The sequence below is a fragment of the Alcaligenes sp. RM2 genome (genome assembly GCF_052931795.1).
Genome location: NZ_JBRFIO010000003.1, coordinates 225,606 through 243,854 on the forward strand (window position 1 = coordinate 225,606; position 18,249 = coordinate 243,854).

General features: G+C 55.2%; 19 protein-coding genes. 8 read left to right on the forward strand and 11 right to left on the reverse strand.

From position 1 onward, the window contains the following. Nucleotides 1-27 precede the first annotated feature (27 nt). Nucleotides 28-1,011 (reverse strand): GlxA family transcriptional regulator, encoded by a 984-nt coding sequence (locus tag ACU6HM_RS12720; RefSeq protein WP_250756107.1) that lies wholly within the window; start codon nt 1,009-1,011, stop codon nt 28-30. Between the two features lie 253 nt (nt 1,012-1,264). On the opposite strand from ACU6HM_RS12720, the gene ACU6HM_RS12725 reads away from it, so the two are divergent. From ACU6HM_RS12725 to ACU6HM_RS12740, 4 genes are all read left to right on the forward strand, one after another. Next, nucleotides 1,265-1,615: a hypothetical protein gene (locus ACU6HM_RS12725; protein WP_446763900.1), complete on the forward strand. Its 351-nt coding sequence runs from the start codon at nt 1,265-1,267 to the stop codon at nt 1,613-1,615. Nucleotides 1,616-1,705: 90 nt separating this feature from the next. After that, nucleotides 1,706-2,869: an MFS transporter gene (locus ACU6HM_RS12730; RefSeq protein ID WP_446763946.1), complete on the forward strand. Its 1,164-nt coding sequence runs from the start codon at nt 1,706-1,708 to the stop codon at nt 2,867-2,869. A 7-nt stretch (nt 2,870-2,876) separates the two neighbouring features. Continuing rightward, nucleotides 2,877-4,106 (forward strand): aminotransferase class I/II-fold pyridoxal phosphate-dependent enzyme, encoded by a 1,230-nt coding sequence (locus ACU6HM_RS12735; protein WP_009460693.1) that lies wholly within the window; start codon nt 2,877-2,879, stop codon nt 4,104-4,106. Nucleotides 4,107-4,115: 9 nt separating this feature from the next. After that, a complete protein-coding gene (locus ACU6HM_RS12740) occupies nt 4,116-4,313 on the forward strand; it encodes a hypothetical protein (RefSeq protein ID WP_203145455.1) in 198 nt (65 codons plus the stop codon). A gap of 85 nt (nt 4,314-4,398) precedes the next feature. Here ACU6HM_RS12740 and ACU6HM_RS12745 read toward each other — a convergent pair whose 3' ends face one another. The 8 genes from ACU6HM_RS12745 to ACU6HM_RS12780 form a co-directional block, all read right to left on the reverse strand. Beyond that, entirely contained in the window at nt 4,399-4,806 is a 408-nt protein-coding gene (locus ACU6HM_RS12745) for a YgiW/YdeI family stress tolerance OB fold protein (protein WP_060186678.1), read from the reverse strand. A 96-nt stretch (nt 4,807-4,902) separates the two neighbouring features. Continuing rightward, nucleotides 4,903-6,294 (reverse strand): ATP-binding protein, encoded by a 1,392-nt coding sequence (locus ACU6HM_RS12750; protein WP_250756103.1) that lies wholly within the window; start codon nt 6,292-6,294, stop codon nt 4,903-4,905. Next, a complete protein-coding gene (locus tag ACU6HM_RS12755) occupies nt 6,291-6,959 on the reverse strand; it encodes a response regulator transcription factor (RefSeq protein ID WP_009460700.1) in 669 nt (222 codons plus the stop codon). The genes ACU6HM_RS12750 and ACU6HM_RS12755 overlap by 4 nt, the downstream gene beginning before the upstream one ends. Nucleotides 6,960-7,105: 146 nt before the next feature. After that, nucleotides 7,106-7,822, reverse strand: coding sequence for an arsenical resistance protein ArsH (gene arsH, locus ACU6HM_RS12760; RefSeq protein WP_446763901.1), 717 nt, complete (start codon nt 7,820-7,822; stop codon nt 7,106-7,108). After that, a complete protein-coding gene (gene arsC, locus ACU6HM_RS12765; RefSeq protein ID WP_250756101.1) occupies nt 7,809-8,240 on the reverse strand; it encodes an arsenate reductase (glutaredoxin) in 432 nt (143 codons plus the stop codon). Before arsC ends, arsH begins: the two co-directional genes overlap by 14 nt. Before the next feature lie 22 nt (nt 8,241-8,262). After that, nucleotides 8,263-9,552 carry an arsenic transporter gene (locus ACU6HM_RS12770; RefSeq protein ID WP_446763902.1) on the reverse strand — a complete coding sequence of 430 codons (1,290 nt, stop codon included), beginning with the start codon at nt 9,550-9,552 and terminating at the stop codon, nt 8,263-8,265. An 89-nt stretch (nt 9,553-9,641) separates the two neighbouring features. Further along, the gene (locus tag ACU6HM_RS12775; protein ID WP_083054599.1) at nt 9,642-9,965 is read right to left on the reverse strand and encodes an ArsR/SmtB family transcription factor; all 324 of its coding nucleotides are present in this window, start codon (nt 9,963-9,965) and stop codon (nt 9,642-9,644) included. A gap of 157 nt (nt 9,966-10,122) precedes the next feature. After that, nucleotides 10,123-10,980, reverse strand: coding sequence for a LysR substrate-binding domain-containing protein (locus ACU6HM_RS12780; RefSeq protein WP_250756099.1), 858 nt, complete (start codon nt 10,978-10,980; stop codon nt 10,123-10,125). A gap of 362 nt (nt 10,981-11,342) precedes the next feature. Here ACU6HM_RS12780 and ACU6HM_RS12785 point away from each other — a divergent pair, with 362 nt between their 5' ends. After that, nucleotides 11,343-11,960 (forward strand): LysE family translocator, encoded by a 618-nt coding sequence (locus ACU6HM_RS12785; protein WP_009460710.1) that lies wholly within the window; start codon nt 11,343-11,345, stop codon nt 11,958-11,960. Nucleotides 11,961-12,338: 378 nt separating this feature from the next. After that, nucleotides 12,339-13,562 (forward strand): hypothetical protein, encoded by a 1,224-nt coding sequence (locus tag ACU6HM_RS12790; protein WP_203145459.1) that lies wholly within the window; start codon nt 12,339-12,341, stop codon nt 13,560-13,562. Between the two features lie 198 nt (nt 13,563-13,760). Here ACU6HM_RS12790 and ACU6HM_RS12795 read toward each other — a convergent pair whose 3' ends face one another. Both ACU6HM_RS12795 and ACU6HM_RS12800 read right to left on the reverse strand, forming a co-directional pair. Next, nucleotides 13,761-15,407: a long-chain-fatty-acid--CoA ligase gene (locus ACU6HM_RS12795; protein ID WP_446763903.1), complete on the reverse strand. Its 1,647-nt coding sequence runs from the start codon at nt 15,405-15,407 to the stop codon at nt 13,761-13,763. A 140-nt stretch (nt 15,408-15,547) separates the two neighbouring features. Next, complete coding sequence (locus tag ACU6HM_RS12800; RefSeq protein WP_009460716.1) at nt 15,548-16,432, reverse strand: LysR substrate-binding domain-containing protein; 885 nt, start codon at nt 16,430-16,432, stop codon at nt 15,548-15,550. 113 nt (nt 16,433-16,545) lie between these two features. Between ACU6HM_RS12800 and phnD the strand changes: the two genes are divergently transcribed. Together phnD and phnC are read left to right on the forward strand one after the other, a co-directional pair. After that, nucleotides 16,546-17,436 (forward strand): phosphonate ABC transporter substrate-binding protein, encoded by an 891-nt coding sequence (gene phnD / locus ACU6HM_RS12805; protein ID WP_022983585.1) that lies wholly within the window; start codon nt 16,546-16,548, stop codon nt 17,434-17,436. Further along, the gene (phnC, locus tag ACU6HM_RS12810; RefSeq protein ID WP_446763904.1) at nt 17,433-18,248 is read left to right on the forward strand and encodes a phosphonate ABC transporter ATP-binding protein; all 816 of its coding nucleotides are present in this window, start codon (nt 17,433-17,435) and stop codon (nt 18,246-18,248) included. Before phnD ends, phnC begins: the two co-directional genes overlap by 4 nt. Nucleotide 18,249: the final 1 nt, after the last annotated feature.

Here is an 18,249-nt window from a genome sequence, read left to right on the forward strand (position 1 = left end):
AGGTCGCTGACTGGGAACCGCGCAAGATCAGCGCAGGCCTTGAGAGTCTTGCCTTTGTTTCTCTCGCCATTTTGAGGGAGGAAGTGTTTCGTGTTGCCGCCAGGCGGCGCGAAATGATTGCAGGCTGGCAAAACCACAATGCTCGGCAATTCGCTCAATAGACCAGTCGGTATCCATGAATAATTGACGCGATCTGTCCAGCCGCATGGTTTGTTGGTACTGCTTCAGACTGATACCGCATTCTTTCATGAACAGGCGGCTCAGATGCCTGTAGCTGACTGAAAATTGTGCTGATAAGGATTCGTTGAGCGGGGTTTGAACCGTCTGTTGTGCCAACCAGTCTTGCACTTCATGAATCAAGGGATGTTGGTGATTGCGATAACTCAGATGGACGGTTAACTGCGGGTCTGCTTCCAGACGACGAAACTGAATCAGATTTTCGCGCGCGATACGTGCGCTGATTGCGCTGCCGAAATACTGGGTGATCAGGTGCAATGCCAGATCTATTCCTGCAGAAACGCCAGCTGAGGTATAGATAGGACCATCCTGCACAAGGATGCGTTTGCTGATAACCCGTGCTTGTGGTGCAAGTTGTTGCAGGGTTTTGAGGTGATTGTGATGTGTCGTGCAGAGGCGACCATCCAGCAGTCCTGCTTGTGCCAGCAGCACAGCGCCTGTGCAAACGCTGGCGATCACTATTCCCGACGGTAGCTTGCCCCCGATATCACGTAGCCATTGCGTCACTTGTTGCTGTGCCGGCGTTGCGGGGAGTTCGGCCTGGATTTTGCTTCCTACTACGACAACGACATCTCCTGCAGTCAGACGCTTGGGGAGGGGGGCAATCGCGCTTAGAAAAATCCCCTGGTAGCTTTTTATGTGGGACTCCGGCCCGACACACTGGATCTTGATGTCGGCTATATCCAGTTCTGTTAGAGAAGCAAAAATCTGCATAGGCCCTCCCAGATCCAGGATGTGCATCTGGGGAAGGACGACAAAGAAAATCCGTTTCATGTGTTATTCGGATGAGTCATTGATTTGATTTAGCGATGTTATCGCTTTTTATTCCTTTTTCTTAATGGTGTTTTCTTTTCTATTTATGTCCTGAAACGGTCTGGAGCTTGGAGGGGCGAGAACTTACGATAAACAAGAAATTTTTACATCGAAAGGACTTGTCCTCGTGGCGGAAGAATCAAGAGTTATTGAGCTTCATTGGAATCCCGCTTTTACGGGAGCAACGGGGGCCGGGGTGCTGGAGCTTATCAATATGACGGTCGCTGATAAGGGCACGCTGGGGTTTGCCTCTGAGCTGTCGGGAGAGCAGGCGCATCTGTTCCTGGACGCCCTGAACCGCAAAGTGGCAGACGGCGACACGCAAGCCTTGTATGCCAGCTATGCCGGTCAACCCGCTTTCTTTGTGATGATGAATTTGAGTGGCATGCCCAATTGCCGACACAGTGCTGAACTCGCCAAGGCGGTCGTGGCGCCGGGGTTTCGTGGACAAGGTTTACCGAAACAGGCGCTGGAGGCCGTGGACCATACCTGCACCTTGTTCTGGAACATGTATGACAACTTGCATCGAGAGTACTGTCAGCCAAGCCCCGTTCGTCTGAGTTGATTCGGTGCGCCATTGAAAATCTGAGGTGGATGTTGCTTCATGCAAAACAAGAATGTTGTCCGCTCTCTGGTCGGGCTGGGATTTCTGGCCATGTTTCTCTCGAGCGCGTTCAAAGGGGTTTTCCAGGTTTATTTCAATGACCTGGCTCTGTCTTTTGAGCGCGGCCGATCAGATTTCGGTTTTGTGGGCGGGGTGTTCCTTTTGGTATCCGGGCTGGCATCGCCGATGGTCGGTGCCTTGTCGGATCGCTTTGGGCCCATCTGGACCGTCTTGATCGGCAGTGTGCTTGGAGGGGGAGCATTCCTTTTGCTTGGCCTTCTACCTCATCAGTACTGGCTTTTTGTCATCTTGTATGGACTTTTGGCGGCGTTTTCTCTGGCGGCGATGACGTTTGTGCCCATGGGCATATTGGTTGACCGATTGTTTGACCAGAGAAATAAAAGTTTTGCTTATGCCTTGATCACTAATGGCACGGCAATTGGATTCATTGTCCTTTCTCCATTCTGGTTGTGGTTGCAAGCCCATTTCGAATGGCAGCAGGTCTTTTTTGTTGTTGGTCTGCTGTTCCTGGGGCCTTTGGCCTTGCTGTTCTGGCTGGGGGCACGAGTGCCTTTGCCTGCGAAAGAGTCTGTCGGACATATTCAGGAGAAACGCGTTGGCACTTGGCCTGTCGTGTTGCGCGATCCTGGCTTTTACGTGCTTGCCTTTGGTTTCTTCGGCTGTGGGGCGTCGATGGCGTTCATTGACGTTCATCTGGTGCCTTTATGGCGCGATGCCGGGGTCAGCCGCGCAAGCATGGGGATGAGTTTGAGCCTGTTTGGCGTGCTGGAAATGATTAGCGGTTTAGTGGCTGGCTGGTTGGCGCTGCGCTTCTCCCAGCATCGGCTGCTGGCGGCATTCTACGTACTACGCTGTCTGGCTATGAGCTTGTTATTGGCTCCCTCCGGGATAGTGACGACCTATGTATTTGCGGCTGTATTTGGGGCCAGTTATCTCGGAACAGTCATATTGACCTCAGCGATCTGTCTGGATCGCTATGGAGGCGCCGTCAAGGGACAGGTATTTGGCATGCTTTTTCTGGTTCATCAGATCGGCGCTTTTGGGTCTGCTCAATTAGGTGCTTACGGCTATGACCGTTTGGGTAGCTATCAGGCCACAGTCATGGTCCTGGCCATGCTGACCGCGATTGCCGGTATTTCTTCACTCTTTCTGTCGTCTGTTGCGTTTCGACGGACTCAATCTGAATTCAACTGAGATCTCCATGATGTTCAATGACCAAGGTGCTACTCAAATGCTCAGGATTGGACAGGGTATCGATGTCTCTGACAGCTTTTGCGAACCGCTTGCACTGACCTCTGCCTATTGCTTCAGTTCAGCCAGTGAGGCAGCCGCTCGTTTTGGCGGGACGGAGCCGGGCAATGTCTATAGTCGATTTACCAATCCAACAGTCAAGACTTTCGAGCAGCGGGTTGCTTTCCTGGAGGAGGCTGAAGCGGCGGTAGCGTTTGCATCCGGCATGGCCGCATTGTCAGCGGTGGTGATGGCGTTTGCCGCGAGTGGTCGCAATATCGTGTGCGCACGTGATGTGTTTGGCACGACTCTGACGATGTTGCGTCAGCATTTTTCCCCTTATGGAGTGGAGGTGCGCGTCGTTGGCATGTTGGATTACGACGCTTGGGAAAAGGCGATCGATAGTGCTACATGCTTGGTTATTGTTGAAACTCCAGCAAATCCGATGCAGCAGGTTGCCGATATTGCCCGGCTGTCGCGCATGGCCCATGCCCATGGGGCATTGCTCCTGGTAGACAGCACCATGCTGACCCCAGTTTTGCAGCGACCATTGAGGCACGGCGCGGATCTGGTATTGCACTCTGCCGGTAAATATATGGATGGCCAAGGGCGGTGCATAGCCGGTGTAGTCGGTGGGGCCGAGGCATTGATGCAGCCACTGCGGGCGGTGTTGCGTTCGCAAGGAGCCTGCCTGAGCCCTATGAATGCCTGGTTACTGCTCAAGAGTCTTGAGACGCTTGAGTTACGTATGCAGCGCATCAGTGCCAGCGCACTGTCGATAGCGCGTTGGCTGGATAAGCATCCGAATGTCGGTTCGGTGTTTTACTCGGGCCTGGAGTCGCATCCCTGCCATGAAATCGCTTGCGCGCAGCAGGCCGGCTTTGGAGGGGTGGTCAGCTTTGAAGTGGGCACGAGCCAAAAAGAGGCTTGGGCTTTCATGGATGCTTTGCAGCTGATTTCAATTGCCACCAATATTGGAGATACACGCAGCATGGTCACGCACCCGGCATCAACGACACATGGACGCTGGTCGCCGGAGGATCGCATGCACTGCGGGATTGGGGACAATCTCGTGCGCTTGTCTGTGGGCTTGGAGTCACTTGCCGACTTGCAGCAGGATATTGATCTGGCACTCCAGATTGCCCTTGCTCAGAAGGATCAGAGTGTGCGGGGCTACTCCTTGCTTGAGACGCTGGAATGAGGGGGACAGATGTTTTTGACGTTGTTGTTTTCTGTCGTACTGACTTTCCATGCGCTGGTGCTGTCAGATAGCGGGCGACGCTCCAAGCAATGGTTTCGGTATCTTGTTATCAGCTTGATGGCTCTGTTGCTGAGCTTGCCGATTGATTTTGCCACCCTGAGCGACCGCCGGATTGACGGCCTCGCCTTTGGTGGCTTATGCGGTTGATGGCTGAGGGGGCCTGGTACCGGATAAGCCCATTGGTTTCAGCTTGTCCGGTACCAATTCCACTGGGACATCAGACCAGGCAGGATTAAGGCAGCAGGCTCAGGCGGTCGACTTCAAATTCGGTTTTGCGCAGGCCTTTGTCGAACTCGCCCGTCAGCTCCACTTTCTGTTCGGCGCTGATGGTTTGACCAGCCGGAAAGTCCTTGTTGTCGATCTCTACCGTGATACGGCCGGTGGCATCTTCAAAAATATAGCGCTCATCACCTTCAAACGACACCAGACGGCCTTGCAAACGCGCGATTTGATCGTCGCGGCCGGTTTCCAGGAGCTGCTTGACGGTCATGAGCGGCACATTGTTAGGGCCAGAGTAGGATCCGGCAGCCGTGGCGGCTTGAGGTGCATTGCTTGGGCCTGTGTAGTTGGCTGGTTGCGCGAGGGCAGCGGTGGCGCTCAGAGCAAGTACGGCGGCAAGAGTGGGTAAAGTGAATCGCATGATTGGGTTTCCTGTATCGGGTTATCGGGTCAATGTTCCGCCGATTGCGGAATGGTTTTATTAGACCCCCCGAACCTGAAGGCAATCTTAAGATACTTAATTGGGTGGGAAATCCAGCACGACACTCAGACCCTGGCCGTCCAGCCCCTCTTCAAAGGACAGCGTGGCCTCGTGCAAGGCCGCGATGCGGGCCACGATGGACAAACCCAGTCCGTTGCCTGTTTGGCCGGTTCCCAATACGCGAAAGAAGCGTTCTCCCAGTCTGGGCCGTTGTTCGGGGGGGACGCCAGGCCCATTGTCTCGGACCGCAAGGCGTACACCGCCATCGTGTCTGCGTGTTGTTTCGACCCGTACTCGGATGCCTGCGCCGCCGTAGCGAATGGCATTGCCAATCAGGTTACGTAAAGCGCTGTTTAACAGCACTGGCGCCGCCTGTATGCTTGTGACGGCCAGGGCTCTTTCCATGTTGATGGATGCCGAAGGCAGTGATGGAACCAGACTGTCCAGGACCTGATTCAGGTCTACGGTTTCACGCTTCAAGGGTTCGGCCTGCGGCTCCAGTCGCGTCAGGGCGAGCAGGCTTTCTACCAGGGCGGTACAACGGTCCAGGTCTGCGCGTAATTGCTGCAGATGGGCGTCAGGCAGTTGCAGCTCGCGCTCAATTAGTTGAACGCGCATGCGCAGCCCGGCCAAGGGCGTACGCAGTTCGTGTGCGGCATCGGACGTAAAGCGCCGTTCACTTTCCAGTGCGGAAGACAAGCGTGCCATGAGCGCATTCAATGCATCCAGCATGGGTTGCAGCTCGCGTGGGGGATTTCCGCCTTCTACAGGAGTGAGGTCATCAGACGATTTGGAATTGATGCGTTTAGCCGTGTCCTCCAAAGGACGCATCAGGCGTCGGATCAGGAACCAGCTGGACAGACCCAGCAGCGCCAGTAGCCCCACTGCGGGCCACACCAGGTTCTCGGCCATGTCTTCAAGCAGCTCCAGGCGTTCTTCCATAGGCTGGCCAACCTGGGCTGTGACCCCTCCGGCTCCGGGGCGCACGTAAACCCGCCAGAGTTCGTCATCAACCCAGACAGTGGTGATTTGCTTGCGTTTCGCCTGGGGGATAAAAGCCGTTTTGGGAGTGTCGTCGCCGCGTAGCAGTACCCGGCCATCTGCGGCCACGAGCTGGTAATACATGCGCAGCTTGAGAGCCGCGTCACGGTTCAGTCGTGTGTCTGTTGTATTGGCAGAAGCCTGCGCCTCTTGCGGGTCCAGCATCAGTACCAGACGTGCCCCTTCTTCAAGGGCATCATCAAGCACATCGCCGGTTGCGTGCCAGGCCACTCCGACTACGATGGCCAGGCTGACCAGCCACAGCCCAATACTGGTGCCCATGACGGTAAGCAGCAGACGACGTCGTAAGGACCAGCCTTTCGGGCGTGACACCGGGGACTTGGCGGTAAAGCGGATACGCGTTAGTTTCTGGAGCAGGTTTTTCATGCGGGTGCCAGAACGTAGCCTTGATTACGTACGGTGACGATGAAGTCACTGCCCAATTTCTTGCGCAGATTGTAGATGTGTACTTCGATAGCGTTGCTTTCCACTTCTTCGCTCCAGCCATAAAGGGCTTCTTCAAGCTGGGCACGACTCAGAATATGGGTGGGATGATGCATCAAGGCTTGCAGAACAGCGAATTCGCGTGCTGTTACGGCCACAGGCTTGTCGTTCAAGGTGACGCGCTTGGCTGTCGGGTCAATGGCGACGGGACCGTGACGCCATTGGGGAGAGGCTTGGGCGGCACTGCGGCGCAAGGCCGCACGTACTCGCGCGGACAGCTCCTCAAGATCAAACGGTTTGACCAGATAGTCGTCCGCGCCCAGATCCAGCCCCTGTACCCGGTCAGCCAAGGTATCGCGCGCAGTGATCACAATGACGGGCACTTGTGCGTGAGATCCGCTGGCTCCTCGCAGACTGCGTAAAACCGCATCGCCGTCCACACCGGGCAAGCCCCGATCCAGCAAGATGCACTGATAGGTATGAGTGGCCAGGGCTGTGGCAACTTGATCGCCACGTTGCAACCAGTCCACAGCATAGCCGTCCAGATGCAGCCAGGACTGCAAGGAACTGCCCAGCGAAGGATCATCTTCGATTAAGAGAATACGCATGTGCAAAGCCTGGCAGGGAAAGATGAAGGGAAACTGATGTAGCTGCGGGGTATGAGGTAAAGCAGGGGCAAGCCCCTACCTTGTTTGTATAGCGACTGTGTGTTTTTGAAAAGTGCAGCGAGGTGTTTTCCGTTCTGATTGGCGCGCTAGATGCTGCGCTGTTGTACCCGTGCAGACAGCTCCTGCGCCGTCTCCTTGCGCTCGCTATATCGATCCACCAGATACTGCGCACAGTCACGCGTCAGCAAGGTGAACTTCATCAGTTCCTCCATCACATCCACCACGCGCTCGTAGTAGGACGAAGGTTCCATGCGGCCTTTTTCGTCAAATTCCAGAAAGGCTTTGGCAACCGAAGACTGGTTGGGGATAGTGATCAGGCGCATCCAGCGGCCCAGAACCCGCATCTGGTTCAAGGCGTTAAAGGATTGCGAGCCGCCTGACACTTGCATCACGGCCAGTGTTTTGCCTTGTGTTGGGCGTACAGCACCGATGCTTAACGGTATCCAGTCAATTTGTGCTTTCAGAACGCTGCTCATGGCACCGTGGCGCTCGGGCGATGTCCAGACCATGCCTTCGGCCCACTGCACGAGTTGGCGCAACTCCTGCACTTTCGGGTGGTCTTCTGCTGCACCGTCGGGCAAGGGCAGGCTTTGCGGGTCGAAAATTCTGGTTTCTGCACCCATTGCTTCCAGCAGCCGTGCTGCTTCTTGTGTCAGAAAGCGGCTGTAGGAGCGTTCTCTCAGGGAACCATATAAAAGCAGAATTCGAGGTGGGTGTGTGGCGCGTGCTTGAGGAAGCAGTTCTGCCATATCTGGAGTGTTAAATGCGTGCTCGTCCAGATTGGGTAAATCAGGCTTGCTCAATTCTTTGTCCTTTTTCATCAATAACGGTTTGGCCGTCTTCTTTCCGGAAGGCACCTTGTTGTGCTTGGGGAAGTATCTCCAGCACCTGTTCCGAGGGACGACACAAGCGCGTTCCCAATGGGGTGACAACAATAGGGCGGTTGATCAGAATCGGGTGTTGCAACATGAAATCAATCAGCTGTTCATCGCTCCATTTCGGGTCGCCGAGCCGGAGTTCTTCATAGGGCGTACCTTTTTGTCGCAGGACTTCACGCACGCTCAGGCCACAGTTTGCGATCAACTTAGTCAGCGTGCTGCGGTCCGGCGGTGTTTGCAGATACTCGATGATGGTGGGTTCTTGCCCGCTATTGCGGATCAGGCCCAAGGTGTTGCGCGAAGTGCCGCAGGCGGGGTTGTGATAGATGATGATGTCTGTCATGGCGCGATCTTGATATCAGGGTTTAGTGGGCGATACCCAGTCGCAGCGCCAAGGCTGCCAGGGTGATCAGCAAGACGGGTGTGGTCAGGATGGCTCCTACTTTGAAGTAGTAGCCCCAGCTGATTTTTGTGCCTTTCTGGGCCAGGACATGCAGCCACAGCAAGGTGGCCAGACTGCCTATAGGTGTGAATTTCGGGCCCAGATCGCTGCCAATGACGTTGGCGTAAATCATGGCTTCCTTGACGACGCCCTCGGCGCTGGAAGCGTCAATGGACAGGGCTGTGACAAGGACCGTGGGCATATTGTTCATCACCGAGGACAGCAGCGCAGACAGGACGCCGGTACCCATGGCCGCCGCCCACACGCCAGCTTGGGCGAACTGATCCAGCAATAAACCCAGGTAATCGGTTAGCCCGGCATTGCGCAGGCCGTAAACCACCAGATACATGCCCAGCGAGAACACGACGATTTGCCAGGGGGCGCCACGCAGCACTTTTCGTGTGCTGATGACTGTGCCACGGGCGGCAACCGCCAGCAAAATGATGGCGCCTGCTGCGGCAACCGCACTGACAGGGACACCCAGGGGTTCCAGTGCAAAAAAGCCTGTCAGCAATAACGCCAGCACCATCCAGCCAGCCTTGAAACTGGCCATGTCCTTGATAGCTTCAGCAGGCGCTCTTAATTGTTCAAGGCGATAGTGGGCGGGAATGTCGCGACGGAAGTACAGCATCAGAACGACCAGGCTGGTCAGTGCAGACACGATGTTGACGGGTGCCATGATGGCGGCGTAGTCCGTGAAGCCCAGTTTGAAGTAGTCGGCAGAGACGATGTTCACCAAATTGGAGACGACCAGCGGCAAGCTGGCTGTGTCCGCAATAAAACCGGCTGCCATGACAAAAGCCAGAGTTGCTGCCGGTGAAAAGCCCAAGGCCAGCAACATGGCCATGACAATCGGCGTCAGAATCAATGCGGCCCCGTCATTGGCAAACAGGGCAGAGACTGCTGCGCCCAGAATCACGATAAAGGCAAAGAGCTTGCGCCCGTTGCCGGCTCCCCAACGGGCGACATGCAGGGCGGCCCATTCAAAAAAACCTGCCTCGTCCAATATCAGGCTGATGATGATAATGGCGACAAATGTGGCGGTGGCGTTCCAGACGATATTCCAGACCAGGGCCAGGTCAGTCCATTGCACGACGCCAGACAGCAAGGCAGCAACTGCGCCTAAAGAGGCACTCCAACCAATGCCCAAACCTTTGGGCTGCCAGATCACCAAGGTTAAGGTAGCGATGAAAATGAGTACAGCAAGAAGCATGACGGAGTGCTCTGATCAGGGGGATAGCCAGCAAGGCAGTGAAGTTTCGAGTGGTTTTTGCAGGACGTGGATATCAAGTGTCCGGCGCTCTAGCAGTTCTGACACAGGTCTTGCGTTGGGAGGCAGGTTTGACCCTGACAGCAATTCTCGGTCAGATAAGTAAGCAGATCGTTCATGGCGGGAAAGGTGGCGCTGTAGAGCAGATTGCGACCTTGCCGCTCGGCGTGGATCAGCCCGGCGTTGCTAAGCTCCTTTAAATGAAAGGACAGGGCGTTGGGGGCAATGCCTAGCTGCTCAGCCAGAGAGCCGGGTGTCAGTCCGGTGGGCCCGGCAACAACGAGTGCGCGGAAAACCCGTAGGCGGGCTTCGTGGGCCAAAGCGGCCAGGGAGCGGATAACTTGAGATTCTTCCATGGGGTAATAATACAACAATTCAAGAATTGTTGAATAAATGATTGATTTCCAAGCGCAGTACTTTTGCAGACTGCTTATCTATTTGAAAGACAAAGTCACGATGATGTTCTGGTATAGCGCGTATGGCCCATTTTTCTGTTTGCCGCCAGCGCAAGGCTTAAGCCGCCAACTGCTCACTTAACCAGTCGGCAAATACTTCCGCACGCGGGTTTTGATCCAGAGCCTGGGGAGAGAGCAGGTAGTACGCCGAGCCGTCCGCAATGAATCCTTGCGGGGCAATGAGCTGACCGCTTTGCAGTTCATCTTGCACCATCAGATGCGACACAATACTCATGCCTTGTCCGGACAAGGCGGCCTGGATACATAAATAAAAATGCTCTAGTTCCAGCTTGTTGGCAGAGCGTATGACTTGGCCGCTAAGTCGCGCCCAGGTGGCCCAAGCTTGCGGACGGGAGCTGCTTTGTATCAGCACCTGTTTGGCCGTGTCCTGGGTGTGGGGATAGTGGGGCTGGCAGACCGGCCCTATCATTTCTTCGCACAACTTCAGGCCGCAGACCGAGTCTGCCCAATGAAAGTCGTCACGGCGTATGGCCAGATCCACTCCCATTTGAGCAAAGTTCACTGGTCCCCCGGCTGTAATCAGATGCACGGTGATATTGGGATGCAGAGTGTGGAAATCCCCCAGTCGGGGTATCAACCATTTCATCGCAATGGTGGGCTCGCAGGAAACGACCAGCGCATGTTCACGCTGGGTCTGCTGCAACTGATACACCACGTCTTCCAAGCGCTCGAACATGGGCGCGGTCACATGCAAAAGCTGGCGGCCTGCCTGTGTCAGAAATACAGCTCGATTGCGCCGTTCAAACAGTTCTACCCCCAAAGATTCTTCCAGCGCCCGAATCTGGCGACTGACCGCGCCGTGAGTGACATGCAGCAGCTGGGCTGCCTGCACAAAGCTGCCTGCCTTGGCGGCCGTGTCGAAGTAGCGGAAGGCCGTGAGATTGGGGATTTGCATGGTCGATGAAAACTCACAGAAATAGCGCAGGAATTACCGTTTTTAAATTAGCACAGGATTATCAATAATGAAATCCTGAGAGCGAATATTCAAACAAGAAAACGATAGAAGTTTTGGAGGGTTTTTCTTGGGTTTTGAAAATCTGGATTGATCCCGTTGAGAATAGCAAAAACTATATAAATTCGATGAATACATAGCTCACCAGGAAGGGTTTTCACATTCTGACTGGAGCGGTCTTTGCAGACTGGTAGATCGTTCGCGAAGGAACGATCTCATTCCTAGAGTGTAGGACTGGCTCTGCGGTTTGGCTGCCTTTGACCTAGCTTGTCACACCGATTTCATCAAACTTAGGCTTGTTAAAAATGCATGAACTGTTGGCCGTTGCCACTATCACTATCCTGGCCGTGATCAGCCCAGGCCCCGACTTTGCCATGGTCACTCGTAATGGCTATTCCTTTGGCCGCAAGATTGGCCTGATTTCGGCTCTGGGTATTGCTGCCGGGGTGCAGGTGCACGTGGTCTACACGGTGCTGGGCGTTGCGATTCTGATTACTCAGTCTCCCACCTTGTTTCTGGTGATGAAAGTGGTGGGGGCAGCGTACTTGATGTACCTGGGCTATCAGTCTTTCCGTAATCGCACTGTTTTGAATACGGACGGCGAGGCAGGAAATATGCCCAGCGCCTGGCAAGCTTTTGGCATGGGGTTTTTGACCAATGCCTTGAATCCCAAAACCATGTTGTTTGTGGTGGCCACCTTTACGCAGCTGGTGCAGCCGGATGCATCGTTCTGGCTGAATTTCGCTTATGGATTTTTCATGTCTTTTGCCCATTGGGTCTGGTTCAGCATTGTGGCGCTGGTGTTCTCAAACAAGCGCTTGCGGGCAGCCATGCTGGCCCGGCAAAGATTGCTGGACAGGGTGATAGGCGTGGCCTTGTTCAGCTTGGGCGCTTCGCTGCTATTTGCCAACTCGGTGTCTTAGGGCGGCCATGCGGGAGCAGGTGCTGTGCACAGGCGATTTGTACTGCCTGATTATTGAAGTGATTAATAAATTGGTTTGAATTAAATTCAGAATTTAATTGAGTATTTTATTTTTAATTTGATTTTGAATTATATTTGTATGGCTATTAATAATAAAAATATAAAAGTATGGAAAAAAATATGAATTAAATTCTTTAAAAGAATATCTGTTATCTTCTGTCATTTATTGACGGCGCTCTGGGTATGGTTGTTACGTTGCCGTTTCAGGTTTCGCACACTACTTGTAGAGAGGGAGACAAGAATGACTTGCCATCATATAAACGCAAAAGCGCTGGCTGCGTCTGGCCTGGCTTTATTCGCAGCGGTTCAGAGCGGTGTTATGGCTCAAAGCCCGGAGCCCCGGCTGGATACCAGCCAGCTGTATGCAGACGTGCATTTCCACGCTTCCAATTACGCCATGCAAGGTATTTCCTTAAAGGAATATGCAGAGCGCTATATGAGCGCCAATCGCCAGCAAATTGTGCGCTCCACCATCATGCCGATTCCTTTGCAGCAACGCTGGGATGGGTTTGAACAGTACCAGGCACAGTCTGGCGATCAGATGTATGGCCCGAACTACTACATAGGCCCCAAAGCAGACTTGTATTACTACTCTTTTGTGGATGCCATGTTTGCGCGCGAGTACGAACGCTTGCCGCCCCAGTATCAGGAAAAGCTGGATGTCATGATTACGGCTTTCAATCCCATGGACGTATATGCCTCGCAACATATCAAGCGTGCGGTGCTCAGTTTTCCAGGCGTGTTTGCCGGGGTGGGAGAGTTCACCATTCACAAGGAGCTGGTGTCCAGCAAGCTGGCTGGTGAAACGGTAGAACAAACCAAGGCCCCCTCTGTGCCGCTACCGCCTGATGCGGGCGATGGCAGCAAGGTATCGCTGTATTCCGAGTCGCTGGAGTATTTGTTCAAGACCATTGAAGAGATTGGTCTGGTCGCGATCTTGCACAATGATATGTACCGGGTAGAGGTCAATTACCAGGGTGAGCTGGAGCATTCCTATCCCGATCAGGACTATGTGGACGGCTTGAAGCACGTGTGCGGACATGCGCCCAAAGCCAAGGTGGTGTGGGCGCATACGGGCCTGGGGCGTTTTGTGAAACCTACCAGCGACCACATTACGCGCGTGAAAGAAGTGCTGGATGCCTGCCCCAGCTGGTCTACCGATATTTCCTGGGATCTGGTGCAGGACTATATGTTGAATCCCGAGCCGGGCATGCCCAGTCGCCAGGATTGGCTGAATTTCTTCAATGAATACCAGAACCGGATTCTGTGGGGTTCAGATGTGGTGATTTTTACGCGTAATCGCTTTGAGTCGGACCCTCCCACGTCAGTGACACCGGGCGGTTTGATGGAACCGGCTCAGTACCATGCGGACTTGTCCAAGATGAGGGAGTTTCTGGACGAGTTGCCAGTGGCCATAGGCAACAAGATTCGCTATGAAAACTATCTGGGTTTGTTCAATCGTGCCAAGTTCTCTGTGCGGGCCTGGGAGCGCGAGAATGCGGATCTCAATATCTGGGATATTCCTACGCCCGTGCATCCTTGAAGGAGGCATGCTGTTGATATGGGCGATCAGCCATAGATACTGGACTTGATTCTGGCCCTTTCAAAGCCAATGGCAAAGGCAAAAAACAGCCCCCCGACAGTTGGATAACTGTCGGGGGGCTGTTTGCGATTGCGCGTCAAGAAAGCCGAGCCTGGCTTCTTGATTCTGCTTTCAGGCATCTGGCTGGATGCAGCCTGGTTAACCGGCCTTGTTCTGCGCAGCCAGCTTGTCCAGATCCTCCTGAATCAGCTTGCGAATAGCGGTTTTCAAGAGCTTGCCGGTTGCTGTGTGGGGCAGTTCATCGACCACGATCAGTTCGTCAGGAATACTCCATTTGGAGACTTGTTCTGTAAACAGATCAATCATGTCCTGCTTGGTGAAGGTGGCGTCGTCCTGTAGCTGGACCACCAGAACCGGACGCTCGCCCCAGCGCTCGTCGGGCCTGGCTACGACAGCCGCTTCCTTGATCGCCGGGTGAGCCTGGGCAATGTTTTCCAGCTCGATGGAGCTGATCCATTCGCCACCGGATTTCACCACATCCTTGGTTCGGTCCACGATCTGGATAAAGCCATCCTGATCAATGGTCACCACGTCGCCCGTATTGAACCAGCCATCTTCTGTATGGGCAGAAGTGTCATTGCTATTGAAGTAAGAACCCGCAATCCAGGGGCCGCGCACCATCATGGCACCAAACATCTTGCCGTCGCGGGCAATGGGTTGACCATCGTCGCCATCTACCCGGAACTCGACCCCGAAGAGCGGACGACCTTGCTTGGCCAGCAGCTTGAGTTTCTCGTTCTCCGGCAAGGACTCGTGCTTGGGCAGCAGGGCAGCCGCCAGACCGACCGGGCTGGTTTCCGTCATGCCCCAGGCGTGGCGTACCTTGACACCCAGCTTCTGGAAGCGGGTAATCATGACCGGAGGCGCAGACGAGCCGCCAATCACCAGACGTTGCAGGCTGCTGAAGGTTTTGCCATTGGCTTGCATCCAGTCGAGCAGGCCTAGCCAGACGGTAGGCACACCGGCTGTCATGGTGACACCTTCGTTTTCAAACAGGGTATGCAGGCTGGCGCCGTCCAGTTTCGGGCCGGGCAAGACCAGTTTGGCGCCCACCATCAAGGCCGCATAGGGCAGGCCCCAGGCATTGACGTGGAACATGGGCACGATGGGGGTAATGGTGTCAGAAGCAGACAGACACAGGGCATCGGGCATGCTCAAGGCAAAGGCATGCAAGATCGTGGAGCGATGGCTGTAGAGCACGCCTTTGGGCTTGCCCGTGGTGCCGGAGGTGTAGCACAGGCCGCAGGCCGTGTTCTCATCAAACACCGGCCAGTCGAAATGATCGGATTCAGACGCAATCAGGGTTTCATAGCACTGCAGGTTGGGCAGCAGGTCCGACTTGGGCATGTGCGCTTCGTCCGTCATGATGACCACGGCTTTCAGCTTGGACAACTGATCGGCCAAGGCCTCCAGAATCGGCATGAAGTTCAGGTCGGCAAACAGCACGCTATCGTCTGCGTGTTCAATGATGTAGCCAATTTGATCCTGAAACAGACGCGGGTTGATGGTGTGGCACACCAGGCCCGAGCCCGATACGCCGTAATACAGCTCCAGGTGACGATAGCCGTTCCAGGCCAGGGTGCCGACGCGGTCGCCATGTTGCAGACCCATTTTTTTCAGCGCATTGGCCAGTTGCTGGCTGCGCTTGGACAGATCGGTATAGGTGTACCGGTGAATGTGGCCTTCAACGGTTTGGGAGACGACCTCTCGGTCTGCGTGATAGTTCGCTGCGTGACGCAGTATGGATGATACTAGCAGTGGGGTATTCATCATCATGCCAAGCATGGTCTTCGTCCTCCCTGGGAGTAAATCAAACAGAACTGACGGGCCTTGAAACTGTGAGTCTACGCGCAGAAAATGGACGAAACACATCACTGACTGTCATGGCCTACGTTTGCACAGTAGCCTGAAACTCACAAATACGTCTATGTAGTCGTTTGTATTTGCTTGCGTAATGCCAAAGCTTCTGTGAAAAATTGGGCAATCATGCGGCTGTCCCGGCGCTCGGCCAGGCAATATAAATACGTGTCGGTGCGCACGGGGTCTCCCTGAATACGAACGGCTTTGAAACGGTGGTCCGGAATGAATTCGGCCTCGGATACCGTACCGACGCCCAGCCCTCGGGCGACGGCTTCCCGCAAGGCCTCCCGACTACCAATTTCCATGACGGCGCGGGGCCGGATATGCTCCTTTTCCAGTGCTGCTTCCAGACAGGCCCGTGTGGTAGAGCCCGATTCCCGCTGCAATAACGGCGCATCCTGCAGGGCGGACAGAGGCACGCTGTCGTGCCGGGCCAAAGGGTGCGACAAGGGGGCGAACAGAATGACAGCATGGCTGGCGTAGTGCTCGGTGTGAAAAGCCGGGTCCTCGCAGGCTCCGGCCAGCACGGCAATATCGGTGGCATAGTCGGCCAGGTCGGCCAGCACCTCGGCCGAGTTCCCCATATGAATGGAGATATCCACCCCTGGAAACAGCTTGTGGTAGGCCTCTACCATTTCGATCACATGAAAAGGCCCCACGGCCCCAATGCGCAAGCGCCCCACGTGCAGCTTGCCACTGTCATGTAGGAGGTTGAAGGCATCTATTTCCAGAGCCCCCAGTTGCTGTGCCACGGGCAGCAGGGCCAGCCCGACCTGGGTTAGCTGAATCCCGCGCCCCCGGCGATGAAAAAGCTCGACATCGTGTTGTTGTTCCAGGCCCTGAATCTGTTTGGTAACGGTGGGTTGGGCCAGTCCCAGGGCGCGAGCCCCGGCGCTGAAGCTGCCGTGGCGGGCAACAGCCAGAAAGGCACGTAGGCGTGCGGCGGACATATAGACTCCATCTATAGATAACTGATGTTTTCAATCCTAAATCGATAACATGAAGGCAATGTGACCTTCCTAAGATGTCGGCATTCCTCCTACAAACCCTAAGGACGACTGCCGTGAACAAGAACGTATTTCAGACTGCCCGCCGCTCTTTCATCGCGGCAACGGCCGCTACAGCTGTTTTTTCGGTGTTCGGTACAGCGGCTCAGGCCGCACAGGACACGCTGACCATTGGCTTGATCCCTGCCGAGGATTCCCAAGCCATGATCGAATCCAGCAAGCAGGTGATTGAACAGCTGGAGCGCGAGTCGGGCATGAAGGTCGAGCCCTTTGTCGCCACGGACTACAACGGCATCATCGAAGCCCTGCGTGCCAAGAAGCTGGACGTGGCTTATCTGGGCCCATTCTCTTATGTGCTGGCCAATTCGGTGGCCGATGTAGAAGCTTTTGCCGTGGCTGTGACCAAGAAGACGGGCAAAAGCGCTTACAAGAGCTTGATCGTGGTGCGCGCAGACAGTGGCATTGAAAATGTGGAGCAGTTGAAAGATCGCACCTTTGCCTTTGTTGACCCCAGTTCCGCCTCCGGCCACCTGTTCCCTAAAGCGGGTCTGGAGAACGACGGTTACAAGCCCGAGGTGCTGTTTTCCCGTGTGGTGTTCTCCGGTTCGCACGATGCCAGCCTGCTGGCCGTGGCCAACAAGAAAGTTGATGCTGCCGCTGTTGCAGACCGTATTTATACCAGCGCCATTGCCAAGGGTCAGTTGGCCGAAGGCGATTTGAAAGTTGTCTGGTCGTCCAGCGATATTCCCGAGTCGCCCATGGTCTGGCGCAAGGATCTGGATCCAAGCGTGAAAGAGAAAGTCGCCAAGGCTCTGGCCAATATCAAAAATGTTCCTTGGGGCGATCAAGGCATGCTCAATGGCTTCCAGCCTACCACTGACGCGGCTTACAACGTAGTGCGCGATACCGCCAAGGTGCTGGATCTGGATCTGCGGAGCATGAAATGATCCGTGTGCGTGGCCTGAACAAGTGCTACGGCAGCAATAAGGTGCTGTGTGGTGTGGACATGGATGCAGAGGCTGGCGAGTTCCTGGTGGTACTAGGCCAGTCCGGGGCGGGCAAGTCCACCCTGCTGCGCTGCATGAACCGGCTGGCCCAAGCGGATACGGGCGAGTTGTCCGTGGCCGGCATTGACGCCATGTCCGCCCAGGATACGCGAGCTTTGCGGCGCCAGGTTGCCATGATTTTCCAGCATCACGATGTGGTGCCGCGCTTGTCGGTGCTGCGCAATGTGTTGACTGGGCGCCTGGGAGCGGTGCCCGTGTGGAGTTCCATTTTGCAACTGTTCAGCCGGGCAGATATCGCTCTGGCCCAGGACTGTCTGCAACGGGTCGGGCTGGCTCACAAGGCCCAGGCCCGTACCGACTCCCTGTCCGGTGGTCAGCGTCAACGGGTGGGCATTGCCCGTGCGCTGGCTCAGCGCCCGCGCATCATTCTGGCCGACGAGCCGGTTGCCAGTCTGGACCCTAAAACGGCCCGTCTGGTGATGCGTTATCTGCACGATGCCAGCCGGGAACTGGGCATTACCGTGGTCTGCAACCTGCACCAGGTTGATTACGCACGCGAATTTGCGGATCGCATTGTGGGTCTGGCTCATGGCCGTGTGGTGTATGACGGTGCCCCGGAGCAGATGACTGAGGATGATCTGGCACGCATTTACCCCGGCCCCGAGCTTGGGCACAGCGGTGTGTCGGGCAGTACGGGTGATGCCGCTTCTTTTCTGGCCGAACCGCTAAGCATTGTTACCAAGGGAGCGTGAA

Excerpts from the sequence above, each read along its gene's own strand:
- ACU6HM_RS12720 (WP_250756107.1), bottom strand. The coding sequence starts at position 1,011 with ATGAAACGGATTTTCTTTGTCGTCCTTCCCCAGATGCACATCCTGGAT.
- ACU6HM_RS12725 (WP_446763900.1), top strand. The coding sequence starts at position 1,265 with ATGACGGTCGCTGATAAGGGCACGCTGGGGTTTGCCTCTGAGCTGTCG.
- ACU6HM_RS12730 (WP_446763946.1), top strand. The coding sequence starts at position 1,706 with ATGTTTCTCTCGAGCGCGTTCAAAGGGGTTTTCCAGGTTTATTTCAAT.
- ACU6HM_RS12735 (WP_009460693.1), top strand. The coding sequence starts at position 2,877 with ATGATGTTCAATGACCAAGGTGCTACTCAAATGCTCAGGATTGGACAG.
- ACU6HM_RS12740 (WP_203145455.1), top strand. The coding sequence starts at position 4,116 with ATGTTTTTGACGTTGTTGTTTTCTGTCGTACTGACTTTCCATGCGCTG.
- ACU6HM_RS12745 (WP_060186678.1), bottom strand. The coding sequence starts at position 4,806 with ATGCGATTCACTTTACCCACTCTTGCCGCCGTACTTGCTCTGAGCGCC.
- ACU6HM_RS12750 (WP_250756103.1), bottom strand. The coding sequence starts at position 6,294 with ATGAAAAACCTGCTCCAGAAACTAACGCGTATCCGCTTTACCGCCAAG.
- ACU6HM_RS12755 (WP_009460700.1), bottom strand. The coding sequence starts at position 6,959 with ATGCGTATTCTCTTAATCGAAGATGATCCTTCGCTGGGCAGTTCCTTG.
- arsC (WP_250756101.1), bottom strand. The coding sequence starts at position 8,240 with ATGACAGACATCATCATCTATCACAACCCCGCCTGCGGCACTTCGCGC.
- ACU6HM_RS12770 (WP_446763902.1), bottom strand. The coding sequence starts at position 9,552 with ATGCTTCTTGCTGTACTCATTTTCATCGCTACCTTAACCTTGGTGATC.
- ACU6HM_RS12775 (WP_083054599.1), bottom strand. The coding sequence starts at position 9,965 with ATGGAAGAATCTCAAGTTATCCGCTCCCTGGCCGCTTTGGCCCACGAA.
- ACU6HM_RS12780 (WP_250756099.1), bottom strand. The coding sequence starts at position 10,980 with ATGCAAATCCCCAATCTCACGGCCTTCCGCTACTTCGACACGGCCGCC.
- ACU6HM_RS12785 (WP_009460710.1), top strand. The coding sequence starts at position 11,343 with ATGCATGAACTGTTGGCCGTTGCCACTATCACTATCCTGGCCGTGATC.
- ACU6HM_RS12790 (WP_203145459.1), top strand. The coding sequence starts at position 12,339 with ATGGCTCAAAGCCCGGAGCCCCGGCTGGATACCAGCCAGCTGTATGCA.
- ACU6HM_RS12795 (WP_446763903.1), bottom strand. The coding sequence starts at position 15,407 with ATGCTTGGCATGATGATGAATACCCCACTGCTAGTATCATCCATACTG.
- ACU6HM_RS12800 (WP_009460716.1), bottom strand. The coding sequence starts at position 16,432 with ATGTCCGCCGCACGCCTACGTGCCTTTCTGGCTGTTGCCCGCCACGGC.
- phnC (WP_446763904.1), top strand. The coding sequence starts at position 17,433 with ATGATCCGTGTGCGTGGCCTGAACAAGTGCTACGGCAGCAATAAGGTG.